Below are 13,834 nucleotides of genomic sequence, written 5' to 3'. Positions count from 1 at the left end.
GTGGCTCGTTGAGCCGGTCAGCGGGACATGCCGCTGATGATCAGGATGATGCCCGAGACGAGGGCGACGATCCCGAAGGCGAGGATGCAGAATTGCAGGATCCGGTTCCGCCGGGCGCGCGCCAGTCCTGCCGTGGCTGCATCCAGAGGGTCGAGGCCGTGGGCGTCCCTCGCAGGGATCCGGGGCAGCTCCTCGAAAAGGTCGTCGGACCGGTCATCCGCCAGCACCACGGGCTTCGGCCGGCGCGCGGCCTTGGCGGCGGCCTCTGCCCGCGCAATCACCTGCGACCGGCCGTTGCCGGGATCGGCGGGGGTTGTCCCCGGTCTCGCGGCAGGCTTCCGCTTGCCGGCCCCGGGCGGAACTTTTGTCCCGGGCCGGGTGGTAACCGGCACATGCGAGGTTGCCGGCGGTTTCATCACGGGGCGGTCGACGCCCGGCACCTGGACGAATTCCAGCGGCGTCACCATGGCGAGGTTGTTCGCGGTGGACGGCCCGGGTGTGTCCTTGGCGGCGGATTCCTTGGGCGGGCTGGCAGTGCCGCCCGCCTGTTCTGCAAGTTTCTGCCGGGCCATGGCCCGGCGGTTCATGACGGCGGCACGCTCAGCCAACGCGATCTGCTCGGCCAGGATCTCCGGATCCACCGCTTCCGGATCCAGGGAGGCGATGTGCTCCATCTTGGCGATCTGGTTCTTCGCCTGCTCGGCAATCAGTGCCCGCGCCGCGAGGGCCTGTTCAACCGTCATGCCCTGCGGTGTGGACGAAGCAGGAGGCTGCGCGCCGGCGGTGCCCGGCCCGCCCTGGCCGGATTCCTTGGGCTTTGGGGCGGCCGGGGCTTGTGCAGCCGCTGCGGGGCTCCCGGCGGGGGGAACCACGGGGTTGGCAGCTGTCAGCGTCTGTTCCTTGAGCTGCTGCAGCCGCAGCTGGCGCCTGGTGGGCGGTCCACCGGCATTCAGCTGCCCCTCTTTTTCCTCCAGTTCCTTGATGGCGCGCAGGGCGGCGCGGTCCCTCGCCCGGATCTGGGAGGAGCGCTGGGTGGCGGGCGCGGCATCGACAGCGGGCCGGGGTTCCGCGGCAGGAGCGGCGACGGCAGCGGGCGGCGCCTCAACGGCAGAGGTTGGGCGGGCAGGAGCATTCCCGGGGCGGGCGGGAGCAACCGCGCCTACTGAAGGCCGATCCGCCGCCGGGGGACGCTGCTCCGTGGCGGGCAGGGCTGCCTGCTGGGCGTCCCTGGCCTTCCGGAGTTCCCGGCGGCTGCGGATGGGGGGCTGTTCCTGACTCATTGAGAACTCATTCGGTACTGGCTGGTTCGCGTGCTTCGGAAGTTGGACCGTTGCCGTTGGCTGGCACCTCGGAGTAAAGGCCGTATTTGGCGATGTACTGGACCACCCCGTCCGGGACGAGGTACCAGACGGGGTCGTTGGCAGCCACCCGGGTTCGGCAGTCCGTCGATGAGATGGCCATGGCCGGGACTTCGAGGAGGCTGACGTCGTCGCGGCCCATGCCGTCCAGGACGTGGCCGGGCCGGGTGACCCCCACGAAGTGGGCCAGCGACCACAGTTCGTCGATGTCCTTCCACGACAGGATCTGCGCCAGGGCGTCCGCTCCCGTGATGAAGAACAGGTCGGCTTCGGGCCGTTGCGCCCGAAGGTCGCGCAGGGTGTCGATGGTGTAGGTGGGACCGGGGCGGTCCACATCGACGCGGCTGACGGTGAACCGGGGGTTGGAGGCCGTGGCGATGACGGTCATGAGGTACCGGTGCTCGGGCTCGCTGACCTGTTTATGGGACTTCTGCCATGGCTGCCCGGTAGGAACGAAGACCACCTCGTCGAGGTCGAATTCGGCCGCGACTTCGCTGGCAGCCACCAGGTGGCCGTGGTGGATGGGATCGAAAGTCCCGCCCATCACGCCCAGCCGCAGCCGCCCCCGGGCACCATTGCGGCGCAGATTGTGGGAAATCTTAGTGGCCCTGCCCGCGATCGTGCTTGTTCGGGTGCTGGCGGTGCGGATCCGCGTGCTCCTCGGTGGCAGCGTGGCGGTTGCCCAGGTTGGTGTAGGAGAGCGTGATAAACATCAGCACCACGAAGATGGCGAACATGCTGACTCCGAAGACCCACGGTTCGGCCCAGAGCGGAGCGAGCTCTTCGTGGCCTGCTTCACCTGCGGCGGCGACGGACGTGGCAATCTGCTGGAGCATTTTCTCCCCTATGGTCAATGATTACGGGGCAGCGGAACCTTCCGCTGCCTATGAGGTTCTGGTCTATGTTACCGCGTCGCTACCCGCGGACCTGGCCTTCGCCCTGGACGATCCACTTGGTGGTGGTGAGTTCCGTCAGCCCCATGGGACCGCGGGCGTGCAGCTTCTGGGTGGAGATGCCCACCTCCGCCCCCAGGCCGAGCTCCCCGCCGTCGGTGAACCGGGTGGAAGCGTTGACGATCACGGCCGCCGAATCCACCTCCGCGATGAACCTCTCGGCGTTGGCAAGACTGTTGGTGAGGATCGCCTCCGTGTGCCCCGTGGACCAGGTGCGGATGTGCTGGATCGCTTCATCCATGCTGTCCACCATGCCCACCGCCAGGTCCAGGTCCATGTACTCCGTGCCCCAGTCCTCGTCCGTGGCCGGCTGCGCCTCGATGCCGGCGGGCAGGGCGGCCCGGACGCGGTCGTCAGCGTGGAGCCGGACACCTGCGGCACCCAGGGCAGCAGCGACGGCGGGCAGCACGCTGGAGCCCGAGTGGACCAGCAGCGTCTCCACGGTGTTGCAGACACTGGGGCGCTGAGTTTTGGCGTTGAGCAGGATCTCCACGGCCATGTTTTCGTCGGCGGATTCGTCGATGAAGATGTGCACGTTCCCCTCCCCCGTCTCGATGACCGGCACGGCGGAGTTGGTGACCACGGTCTGGATCAGCTCCCGGCCGCCGCGGGGAATCAGGACGTCCACGCGGCCGCGGGCCTTCATGAGGACGTTGGCGCCCGCACGGCCGTACTGGTCAATAGTCTGCACCGCGTCCGCGGGAAGTCCCACCGATTCCAGGGCTTCGCGGAGCACCCGGACCAGGACCTGGTTGGTTGCCTCCGCGGCGCTGCCCCCGCGCAGGATCACGGCGTTGCCGCTCTTGAGCGCCAACCCGGCGATGTCCACCGTGACGTTGGGCCGTGCCTCGTAGATGGCGGCCACCACGCCCATGGGCACGTTGACCTGCCGCAGGCGGAGCCCGTTGGGGAGGGTCTGGCCGCGCACCACGTTGCCCACGGGGTCGGGGAGGCCGGCCAGGTTTTCCAGCGCGGCTACCAGGCCGGCGATGCGGGCTTCGTTCAGGGTGAGCCGGTCCAGGAGCGCCGCAGAGGTTCCGTTGGCTTTTCCGGCGGCAACATCCTGCGCGTTCGCGGTAAGGACCGCCTGGGTATTCTCCCGGAGCGCGGCTCCCACAGCCCGTAGCGCGCGGTCCTTCCATGCCCGGTTGGCCATGGCCATCCGGCGCGCTGCGTGGCGCGAACGGTCGGCGATGGCGTGGACTGCTGCCTCCACGCCGGCACCGGACGCCTCGGCTGATGCCTGGGCTGCGGAAGCCGCCGGTTGCGGCTGTGCCTCGGCGGCAGCGTCTCCGGAGTTTTCAGCAGTGTGGTGGATCAGGGCTTCAGTCATGGTCCAAGTTTAGGCGAGCCCCAGGCTCAGACCAGCACCAGGTCGTCAACATGAACAACTTCGCGGTCATAGCCGCTGCCAAGTTCCTCGGCCAGCTCGTGCGTGGACCGCCCCAGCATCCTGGGCAGTTCCTCGGATGAGTAGTTCACCAGTCCGCGGGCAATGACGGTTCCGTCGGCAGCAGCGAGCTCGACGGCGTCGCCCGCCTCGAAGTCGCCGTGCACCGCGGAGATTCCGGCCGGCAGCAGGGATGTGCGGTGGTGCCGCACGGCGCGCACGGCACCGTCGTCGAGGACCAGGCGCCCCTGGACCGAGGCGACATGGGCCAGCCACAGCAACCGGACGGGCTTGCGGGACCCGTTGACGGTGAACCAGGTGCCCACGTCCTCACCGTTCAGTGCTGCGGCCGCGTTCGGAGTGGATGTCACCAGGGCGTGAATCCCGGAGCCTGCAGCCATGCTGGCCGCCTCCACCTTGGTGAGCATGCCTCCGGTACCGACGCCGGCCTTCCCGGCCTTGCCGATGGACACGCCCTCAAGGTCGTGCGCCCCGGTGACCAGGGGGATGCGCTTGGCACCCTGGGAGGGCGGCCCGTCGTACAGGGAGTCGACGTCGGACAGCAGCACAAGTGCATCCGCGCGGACCAGGTGGGCCACCAGCGCAGCAAGCCGGTCATTGTCGCCGAAGCGGATCTCGTGGGTTGCCACGGTGTCGTTCTCGTTGACCACCGGAACCACGCCGAGGTTGAGCAGCCGGTCCATGGCGCGCAGCGCGTTGCTGTGCTGGCTGCGGCGCATCAGGTCCTCGGCGGTGAGCAGCACCTGGCTGACGGTGACGCCGTGCGCGCCGAAAGCCTGGGTGTACCGGGCCATCAGCAGGCCCTGGCCCACGCTGGCGGCGGCCTGCTGGGTGGCGAGGTCGCGCGGCCGCTTGGCAAGGCCCAGCGGAGCGAGGCCGGCGGCGATGGCGCCCGAGGAGACCAGGATGATTTCGGTGCCTGCGTTGCGCTTGGCAGCCAACGCATCCGCGAGGGCGGTCAGGGCTTCCTCCGAAATTCCGCCCTTGATGCTGGTCAGCGACGACGAACCGACCTTCACCACGATGCGGCGGGCCCCTGCCAGCACGCTTCTGTCGGTGGGCACCAGCGGTTCGGCCGCCATGGCCCTAGAAGTCATCGTCCGCTTCCGCTCCGCTCTCCCTGAGGGGCTGGGCGGCGCGGCGTCCACTGACGGACTCCGTCCAGATCCCGGCCTTCCGCTCCGCCTCAAGCTCGGCGCGGGCGGCAGCCTTGGCCTCGCGGCGCTCCAGCTGCTCCTCGCGCTTCTGGCTGCGGGTGGGGCGGTCGCCGATATCGGCAAACCGGACGTCGGTGCCGCGCGGCGAGGCCAGGAGCTCAGCCCCTGCCATCATGGTGGGCTCCCAGTCGAAGACGACGCCGTCATCCTCACCGATGACCACAGTGTCGCCCGGCTTGGCGCCCTGCTTGAAGAGTTCTGTTTCCACGCCCAGCTTAGCCAGCCGGTCGGCCAGGTAGCCGATGGCTTCCTCGTTGGTGAAGTCGGTCTGCTTGACCCAGCGCTCAGGCTTCTCGCCCAGGACGCGGAACAGCGGCTCCAGATTCTTTTCCTCGCGCCGGATCTTGAACCCGGTTTCATTGACGGCGCGCGGCCGCAGCACTGCCGGCTGGACCTTGGGCGGTGCAGCTTCGACAGCGTCGCGCGCGGCCTTGACGATCTCGGCCATGGCAAAGCCCAGCTGGCGCAGGCCCTCGTGGCTTGTGGCCGACACCTCGAAGACGCGGTAACCGCGGGACTCAAGCTCCGGACGGACGAATTCGGCCATGTCCTTGCCGTCCGGCAGGTCCACCTTGTTCAAGGCCACCAGGCGGGGGCGGTGGTTCAGGGGAACCACCTTGCCGTCCTGGCCCGCGTAGCTCATGTCCACGGCGTACTTCTCCAGCTCGGCCTCGATGATGGCAAGGTCCGAAAGGGGGTCCCGGTCCGATTCCAGGGTGCCGCAGTCGAGCACGTGGACCAGGGCCGCGCAGCGCTCGACATGGCGGAGGAAGTTGTGCCCCAGGCCCTTGCCTTCGCTGGCGCCTTCGATGAGGCCCGGAACGTCGGCGATGGTGAACCGGACGTCGCCGGCCTGCACGACGCCAAGGTTGGGGATCAGCGTGGTGAACGGGTAGTCCGCGATCTTGGGCCTGGCGGCGGACATGGCGGCGATCAGGCTGGACTTGCCCGCGGACGGGAAACCCACCAGCGCGATATCCGCGATGGACTTCAGTTCCAGCACGATGTCCCGGGAGTCGCCTTCGATTCCCAGGAGCGCGAAACCGGGTGCGCGGCGCTTCTGCGAGGAGAGGGCGGCGTTGCCCAGGCCGCCCAGGCCGCCGGCGGCCGCAACGTACTCGGTACCTTCGCCGACGAGGTCCGCCAGGACAGTGCCGTCCTTGGATTTGACCACTGTGCCGTCCGGGACGGGCAGGACAAGGGTCTCGCCGTTCTTCCCGCCGCGCCAGTCCCCCATGCCCGGGCCGCCGTTGCTGGCGTGCCGGTGAGGTGCGTGGTGGTAGTCAAGGAGGGTGGTGGTCTGGTGGTCGACGCGCAGGATCACGTCGCCGCCGTTGCCGCCGTTGCCGCCGTCGGGCCCGCCCAGCGGCTTGAACTTCTCACGGTGGACGGAGACGCATCCATGGCCGCCGGTACCGCCGGATACGTGCAGGACTACCCGGTCTACAAAGCTGGCCACGTGGATCTCCTCAAAGCTGTTTATGCGGCGCCCGTGGACGCCACATCGATTGTAATGCGGTTAAAAGAACAGTGGAGCGGACCAACAGGCCCGCTCCACCACTTCAGAACTGGTTGTTACTCTGCAGCTGCAGCAGCAACGATGTTGACGACGCGGCGACCGCGGCGGGTGCCGAATTCAACGGCGCCCGGGGTCAGGGCGAACAGGGTGTCGTCGCCGCCACGGCCAACGCCGGCGCCCGGGTGGAAGTGGGTGCCACGCTGGCGGACGATGATCTCGCCTGCGGAAACTACCTGGCCGCCGAAGCGCTTCACACCGAGGTACTGAGCGTTGGAGTCGCGGCCGTTGCGAGTGGAGCTCGCGCCCTTTTTATGTGCCATCTGAAATGCCTGCCTTTAAATTCTGGGGAATCTGTTGAAATACCTGAACAGTAACCGGAGGTTACTTGATGCCAGTGATCTTGACCTTGGTCAGTTCCTGGCGGTGACCCTGGCGCTTCTTGTAGCCGGTCTTGTTCTTGAACTTCTGGATGACAATCTTCGGACCGCGGAGGTCCTGGAGGATTTCAGCCGTAACAGTAACCTTGGCCAGGTCGGCGGCGGCGGAGGTGACCTTGTCACCGTCAACCAGGAGCAGGGCGGGCAGCTCAATGGTGCTGCCGGCTCCACCGGCGACGCGGTTCAGGGTAACGAAGTCTCCAACGGAAACCTTCTCTTGGCGGCCGCCTGCGCGGACAATCGCGTACACCACTTGGGAACTCACTTCTCTCGACGTTTATAACAAAATTGCGTGCGGTACCGGCCACATAAGCCTGGCTTCTCGCTGTGCCTCAACGCCGTGGGGTCAGAAACCCAAGTGTTGGCGTAAGCACCGAAGATCAAGAATACGCTAGGTTCGTCTCCGGCCGCAAATGAGGCTGGTTCCGGCGGGTGGGTTGTGATAGCAACCACAAGCCCACGGCTGCGCCGTTACCGTGCCGTTCCATACTACCGGCGCCGCAGCCGGCGGAGTGTCAGGAATAGAGTCGCGGCGCGTCGAAGAAGTCGACTTCGAGCCGGCAGGACTGCCTGAAGGCCGTTACCATCGCGTCCCTCTCGTGCTCCGGGGCCGCCCGGCCGGCACCATCAACGATCGAAATGGCGTGGCGCGTGGCTTCGGCGAAGCCCTCGTCGGCGTAAGTGCGCAGCCAGTCCGCATAGGGGTGCCCGGCAGGCTCCCCTGCTGCAAGGAACTGCGCGTGCAGCTTTTCGCCCACCTCGGCGTAGAGCCAGAAGCAGGGCAGGACGGCCGCGGCCAGCACCGCGTAGCTGCCCGACGCCGAGGCAGCGGTGAGGTGGTCAACGTAGGACTTGGTCACGGGGCCGAGTCCGTCCTGCGCCGGTCGGGTGCTGAGCCACGACCGGTGCAGTTCCGACTCCACTTCGAGGCACTGCCGGGCCGATCCCGCCCAGAACAATTGCTCCGCCTCGGATGGGGCCAGTGCACTGGCCCGCGCAAGGACCCGCGAGTAGCCGTTCAGGTAGATCGCATCCTGGGCGAGGTAGTAGGCGAACTCCTTTTCGGGAAGGTGGCCGCCGGCAAGGCCGCGGATGAATTCGAGCCCGTAGATCTCCGCCAGGTACTGTTCGGATTCCGCCCACAGCCGGGCAGCGAAGCCACCCTCCGGCAGTGCAGGCCGGATGTGGTGGAAGTGGTGGACCGGACCGTTTCCCTGGCCCACATCCAACTGTCCTGAGTTTTCGAGCGCGCCGGCCAGCCAGGGCTTGACCGTGCGCAGGGATGCTTCCCAGTCGCCCAGGCGCGCCTGTACCGTGGCCATCGCGGATGACAGCGAGCAGCCGGTCCCGTGGCTGTTGCGGGTGGGCACCCGGTGTCCGGGCACCTCCACCACCTCGCTGGAGAGCTGGCCGGAGGTGTTGACCAGCGCGTCAGGGCACGCCGTTCCCCTCAGGTGCCCGCCCTTCACCAGGACGGTTGCGCCGGTTGCATCCGCCAGGTGCCGCCCCTGGTCCAGTGCCGCCTCCCACGTTTGCGCCTGCTCGCCGCCCACCAGCATTGCGAGTTCGGGAAGGTTCGGTGTGATGAGGTGCGCCAGGGGTAGCAGTTCCCGGAGCGCAGCTTCTGCGGACTCCTTCAGCAGGCGGTCACCGCTGGTGGCCACCATCACCGGGTCAAGGACCACGACGGCGGGACGCACCGTGGCGAGCCATTCGCGGACAGTACGGATGACGGCGTCGTCACCGAGCATGCCAATCTTCACTGCGTCGATGCAGATGTCATCACTGACCGCATCAAGCTGCTGCGCCACGAAGGCGGCAGGCGGAACGTGCACAGCCTGGACGCCGCGGGTGTTCTGCGCGGTGAGAGCGGTGATGGCCGCCATGCCATACCCGCCGTGCGCGGCGATGCTCTTGAGGTCGGCCTGGATGCCAGCGCCGCCGGAGGGATCAGACCCCGCGATGGAGAGGACCCGGGGAACAGCACGGCCCACGGTGGAAGCAACGGGCGCAGCAGGCAGGGGCAAGGAAAGGGTGGAAGACAACAGACATCCCTTCGCCGGTACTAGCCGGACAGGTTCAACGGGTGTGGATCTCAGCCGGCCCTGTGCGCGGCACCCCGTGTCGGTTCCCCAGCCTAGCTGCCCGGGTGCACCCGGGGGAAAGGTGACAGGGCCGGGCACGCAGAAAGTCCCCGCCATGTGGACAGTTCCCCCGCACTTCGCGGGGGAAACGTCCACGCAACGGGGACTTCCAGTGGCCGTGTTGGCCATGCCTTACGGGAGCTCCGGGGTTAGAGCTCCGAGGCCGGGACTCCGACGCCGAGGATGATGGGCTCCCCGGCAACCTTGCCCGGCTCCGCTGTGGCCGCCTGTGCCTTCACCGTATCCGGGGCCTTGGCCTCGTGCGAGTGGCCCCCGGCGGACGCCGGCGCGTTCTCGTGGTGCTGGACGGTGGTCTCGTTGGCAGCACCCTGGGCACGGCTGGCACCGCGGTGGCGCCGCGGCCGCCGCTGGCGGGACTGGTCCGGCGCCGCCTGTTCCGTTTCCGGTACGGCGGCGACAGGCTCCGGCTCCCGCAGCACGTCCGCAGGCTTGGCTTCCTGCGCTGCTTCCACCGGCTGGGCCGCTGCGGCTTCCGCCGCAGGAGCTGGCTGCCCGAGGTGCGCGAACGCTTCCGCGAGCCGGTCCAGCGTGAAGGCGGGCTGTGCCTGCTGCTCCCCCGCGTGCTCCACGAACGGCAGTGGCACCGTCTCGCCGCCGAAGGTGAGGACGGCAGCGGGCCGGGTGCCGGCGTCGTGCTTGTCGGCTTCAGCCGGGGCAGGCTGCTCCACCGCCGGCGGCGCGGGCGGCGCCTGGCGGGCGGCAGCGACCTCGTCGTCGTGCAGGTGCGCCGCATGGGCCGCTGCGGCGATGTTCGCCAGGGCCAGCCTTGTGGCTTCCGCCTTGGCGTGCCGCTCAGCGTCGGCGGGGTCCGGATGGACAGTGTGCACATGGACGGCCGGTGCCGGGGCGGGCTCCGGCTGCTGGCCGCCGCGTCCGCGCCGCCGCTTGCGCTCGGAACGTCCGGCGGGCTGGCTGTTGTCGGTCCGCTGGCCTTCGCTCCGGGAGGCTTCCCCCCGGCCCTCGGGCCGGCTCTCTGACCGCTGCACGTGGTGCTCAGCCGCCACGATGTTGGCACGGCGGTGCTCCACAGGATCGTCGTAGGTGACCACGCCGCGGCCGGCACACGCTTCACACTGTTCGCCGAAGACCTCGAGCAGCCCGGTACCCATGCGCTTGCGGGTCATCTGGACCAGGCCCAATGACGTGACCTCGGCAACCTGGTGCTTGGTGCGGTCCCGGCCAAGGCATTCCACCAGGCGGCGCAGGACCAGGTCGCGGTTGGATTCCAGGACCATGTCGATGAAGTCGATGACGATGATGCCGCCGATGTCGCGCAGGCGGAGCTGGCGCACCACTTCCTCGGCAGCTTCGAGGTTGTTCTTGGTCACCGTTTCTTCGAGGTTGCCGCCGCTGCCGGTGAACTTGCCGGTGTTGACGTCCACCACGGTCATGGCTTCGGTCCGGTCGATCACCAGCGAGCCGCCGGAGGGCAGGAAGACCTTGCGCTCCAGGGCTTTGTGGATCTGCTCATCGATCCGCCAGGCTGAGAAGATGTCCTGGTCCTTGGTCCACTTCTCCAGGCGCCCCACAAGGTCCGGAGCAACATAGGTGACGTAGGCCTCGATGGTGTCCCAGGCCTCTTCCCCGGACACGATCAGCTTGGAGAAGTCCTCGTTGAAGACGTCGCGGACCACCTTGATGGTCAGGTCCGGTTCGCCGTACAGCAGTTCGGGAGCGAGGATCTTGGTGGACTTCGACTGGCTTTCGATGCCCTCCCACTGGGCCCGCAGCCGGTTGATGTCGTGCGTCAGCTCTTCCTCGGATGCCCCTTCGGCGGCGGTCCGGACGATGACGCCGGCCTGCTCGGGGAGCCGGTCCTTGAGGATGCGCTTGAGCCGGTTGCGTTCGACGTCGGGCAGCTTGCGCGAAATGCCGGTCATGGAACCGCCGGGGACGTAGACCAGGTACCGGCCCGGCAGCGAGATCTGGCTGGTCAGGCGGGCACCCTTGTGGCCCACGGGGTCCTTGGTCACCTGGACCAGGACCGTGTCGCCGGACTTCAGGGCGTTTTCGATGCGCCGCTGCTTGCCCTCGAGGTTGACGGCCTCCCAGTTCACTTCACCGGCGTACAGCACGGCGTTGCGGCCGCGGCCGATGTCCACGAACGCAGCTTCCATGGACGGCAGCACATTCTGCACCTTGCCCAGGTACACGTTGCCGATGAGGGAGTCCTGCTGGGTCTTCGAGACAAAGTGCTCGGCCAGCACGCCGTCTTCGAGGACGGCGATCTGGATCCTGTCGTCGCGCTGGCGGACGATCATCTGCCGGTCAACGGACTCCCGGCGCGCCAGGAACTCCGCCTCCGTGATGACGGTGCGGCGGCGTCCGGTGTCTCGTGACTCACGGCGGCGCTGCTTCTTGGCTTCCAGGCGCGTGGAACCCTTCACGCTGGCTACCCGGTTGCTGGCCGGCGCCTCGCTCACGGGACGCGGGGCGCGCACCCTCGTCACGGTGTTGGGCGGGTCATCATCCCCGCCGCCGGTCAGTTCAAGGTCCTGGTCGCCACGGCGGCGGCGACGACGGCGACGGGACGTTACGCCGTCCTCCAGCTGTCCCCCGGCGTCCTCGTCGGTATCTTCAGCGCCTTCGGCGTCCGTGCCGGCGCCGCCCTCGGTGTCATCTTCGGTTCCGCCCAGGCGGCTGCGCCCGCGGCGGCCACGGCTGCGCCGCCGGCGGCGGCCTGAGGCGTCGTCCGTTTCGGCCTCTTCCTCGTCCTCTTCCGGCTCGGCCGCGGCGGCCGCGGGGCGCTGCACAGCACTGAGGTCCGGGGCCTGGAAGAGTACCGACGTCGGCGAGCCAGGCTCCATGAAAAGGGAAGCAAAGGGGCTGGCAGCCTCGGCGGCGGGCTTTCCTTCCTCCGCGGCTTCTGCTTCGTCCGCTGCCTGCGGAGCGTCGGCTTCGGCGGCCTGGGCATCGGAGGCCTGGGCATCGGCGGCATGGGCTTCCGTGCCCTGGACACCAGGGCTTTGGGCCCCGGCCGCCTGGTTGCCGGCGGCCCGGTCTTCGACCGTTTGGGCGTCGTTCCCCTGCTCCTGTGCAGGCTGCGTTTGGGCTGCGTCCTGAACGGCCGCCTCCTGGGCCGGGGCCGGAGCCGCTGCCTTGCGGGTGGCTACCCGGCGGCGGCGGACGGGCTTCGCCTCGCCTTCTGCCTCAGGGGCCGGTGCGGCGACGGGACCGGCACCAGTTGGGGCCTCCGGCGTTGCTGCATCCTGCATGGCGACGCCCTGCGTGGCGCCGTCGAGTGCGGCGACAGGGGAAGCCGCCGTGTCCGGCGCGGCTGCAGCGGAGTCAGCGTCGCCGGCAGCGAAGGCCGGCAAGGGTTCGGTGGCGTCCGCCTTCTTCCGTGCCCGGGTCCGGCGCGCCGGGGCCTTGGGCTCGGCTGCCTGGGGCTCGGCTCCTTCAACACCGTCCACAGCGGCAGTTCCTTCCGGCGCAGCAACAGTGCCTTCCGGCGTGGCAACAGTGTCTTCCGGTGCAGCGGCAGCGGCCGCCGCACCCTTGGGCGCCGCCTTGCGGCGGGTGCGCGTGGCCCTCTTCGGCGCCGCTGCGGCTTCTGTAGCCGCCGCATCTTCGTTAACGGCCAGTTCCAGCTCATTGTCCATATGTGGCAACACTCCTGCCCCTGACGTACCGCCACATCCGGCACCCATTGGGGCACATATTGTCAAAACCCGCAGGCGTTGACAGAAGTCAAGTGGATACTCCCAGGTTCGCACCGGCATGGAGGGTGCGGCAGCCCGTAGGAGCCGGTGATTGTTTCGAAAACCCGTTGTTCTACGTGCCACAACCAGGTGCCGCGCAATGGAGTCGCGGGAGTTGTCGGAAGCTTCCGAAGCCTGCCCTGCTCATCATTGGCGGTCTTGGGAACAAACCACCGGACCGGAGTCCGAATGTGGATCGGCTTCCAGCCACGTTCATTCTCTCATACCCGGGCTAAATCACGGCGGAAGCTGTGAGCCTGCTCCGCCGGCTGGGAAAGGCCTCCAGCCGCCGGCGTTACAATCAGGCACAGGAGCACCGGACGAAAAGGACGCCACACCCATGCCCAGCATCTCCCCCGTCAGCGGCAGCCAGGCGCAGGAACGCGCCGCCGATTCCGTGAGCAGTGCTGCACGGACCGCCCCGGCCATGACCCGGAACCGCCCGTTCGGCTGGCTGTTGGTCGTTACCGGCGTGGTGGGCTGGCTTGCCTCCGGAACCCTGGTCCTGGAAAAGCTCGAAGTGCTCAAGGACCCCAACCACACCACCATGTGCGATGTGAACCCGTGGATTTCCTGCGGGCAGGTGATGCAGACCTGGCAGAGCTCGTTGTTCGGCTTCCCCAACATGTTTATCGGCATCGTGGCCTTCGCCATCACCATCACCGTGGGCATGGCGCTGTTGTCCGGCGCCACCTTCGCCCGCTGGTACTGGCTGGGACTGCAGGCAGGCGTCACGCTTGGCTTCGCCTTCGTGGTGTGGCTGTGGTCCCAGGCCCTCTACGCCATCCACATCCTGTGCCCGTTCTGCATGATCGTGTGGGCGGCCATGATCCCGCTTTTCGTCTGGACCACCATCAGGAACATTTCCGCAGGCGTCATCCCCATGCCGACGGGCGCGGCCCGCGTCCTGTCCGATTCCGGCTGGATCATTACGGCGCTGCTCTACGTGGCCGTCATCGCCACCATCTTCTTTGCCTTCATTCAGGTCTTCGTGGGGACCTCCGGCTTCTAGCGTTTCCGCGCCGGGCCAAATAGTTTCCGCGCCTGCCAAATAATGGATAAGGCCAATGTTC

At 68.0% G+C, this 13,834-nt stretch carries 11 protein-coding genes and 1 riboswitch; of the genes, 1 reads left to right on the top strand and 10 read right to left on the bottom strand.

Features of this window, described 5'->3' with window-relative positions; genetic code table 11:
• Positions 1-17: 17 nt before the first annotated feature.
• From AC2JAJ_RS16735 to AC2JAJ_RS16690, 10 genes are all read right to left on the bottom strand, one after another.
• Positions 18-1,280, bottom strand: coding sequence for a hypothetical protein (locus AC2JAJ_RS16735; RefSeq protein WP_501053205.1), 1,263 nt, complete (start codon positions 1,278-1,280; stop codon positions 18-20).
• Positions 1,281-1,287: 7 nt separating this feature from the next.
• Positions 1,288-1,917, bottom strand: a complete 630-nt coding sequence (nadD, locus tag AC2JAJ_RS16730) for a nicotinate-nucleotide adenylyltransferase (RefSeq protein WP_260323556.1) — start codon at positions 1,915-1,917, stop codon at positions 1,288-1,290.
• Positions 1,918-1,957: 40 nt separating this feature from the next.
• The gene (locus tag AC2JAJ_RS16725) at positions 1,958-2,194 is read right to left on the bottom strand and encodes a hypothetical protein (protein WP_221385842.1); all 237 of its coding nucleotides are present in this window, start codon (positions 2,192-2,194) and stop codon (positions 1,958-1,960) included.
• 79 nt (positions 2,195-2,273) lie between these two features.
• Positions 2,274-3,644: a glutamate-5-semialdehyde dehydrogenase gene (locus AC2JAJ_RS16720; RefSeq protein ID WP_473697048.1), complete on the bottom strand. Its 1,371-nt coding sequence runs from the start codon at positions 3,642-3,644 to the stop codon at positions 2,274-2,276.
• A 26-nt stretch (positions 3,645-3,670) separates the two neighbouring features.
• The gene (gene proB / locus AC2JAJ_RS16715; protein ID WP_501053204.1) at positions 3,671-4,804 is read right to left on the bottom strand and encodes a glutamate 5-kinase; all 1,134 of its coding nucleotides are present in this window, start codon (positions 4,802-4,804) and stop codon (positions 3,671-3,673) included.
• A 4-nt stretch (positions 4,805-4,808) separates the two neighbouring features.
• On the bottom strand, positions 4,809-6,398 hold the full coding sequence (gene obgE, locus AC2JAJ_RS16710) for a GTPase ObgE (RefSeq protein WP_221385840.1): 1,590 nt from the start codon (positions 6,396-6,398) through the stop codon (positions 4,809-4,811).
• 116 nt (positions 6,399-6,514) lie between these two features.
• Positions 6,515-6,778 (bottom strand): 50S ribosomal protein L27, encoded by a 264-nt coding sequence (gene rpmA / locus AC2JAJ_RS16705; RefSeq protein ID WP_009372867.1) that lies wholly within the window; start codon positions 6,776-6,778, stop codon positions 6,515-6,517.
• A 61-nt stretch (positions 6,779-6,839) separates the two neighbouring features.
• Positions 6,840-7,148, bottom strand: coding sequence for a 50S ribosomal protein L21 (rplU, locus tag AC2JAJ_RS16700; RefSeq protein ID WP_003803420.1), 309 nt, complete (start codon positions 7,146-7,148; stop codon positions 6,840-6,842).
• 262 nt (positions 7,149-7,410) lie between these two features.
• On the bottom strand, positions 7,411-8,940 hold the full coding sequence (gene thiD / locus AC2JAJ_RS16695; protein WP_486415134.1) for a bifunctional hydroxymethylpyrimidine kinase/phosphomethylpyrimidine kinase: 1,530 nt from the start codon (positions 8,938-8,940) through the stop codon (positions 7,411-7,413).
• Positions 8,930-9,027: riboswitch (TPP riboswitch) on the bottom strand. (Overlaps the previous gene by 11 nt.)
• Positions 9,028-9,188: 161 nt before the next feature.
• The gene (locus AC2JAJ_RS16690) at positions 9,189-12,662 is read right to left on the bottom strand and encodes an Rne/Rng family ribonuclease (protein WP_486415135.1); all 3,474 of its coding nucleotides are present in this window, start codon (positions 12,660-12,662) and stop codon (positions 9,189-9,191) included.
• Positions 12,663-13,101: 439 nt separating this feature from the next.
• On the opposite strand from AC2JAJ_RS16690, the gene AC2JAJ_RS16685 reads away from it, so the two are divergent.
• Positions 13,102-13,773: a vitamin K epoxide reductase family protein gene (locus tag AC2JAJ_RS16685; protein WP_486415136.1), complete on the top strand. Its 672-nt coding sequence runs from the start codon at positions 13,102-13,104 to the stop codon at positions 13,771-13,773.
• Positions 13,774-13,834 lie beyond the last annotated feature (61 nt).

The sequence above is a fragment of the Arthrobacter sp. MOO21 genome, from assembly GCF_057369995.2.
Note: the sequence above shows the minus strand (reverse complement) of the source record. Positions and strands in the feature narration are given on the sequence as shown.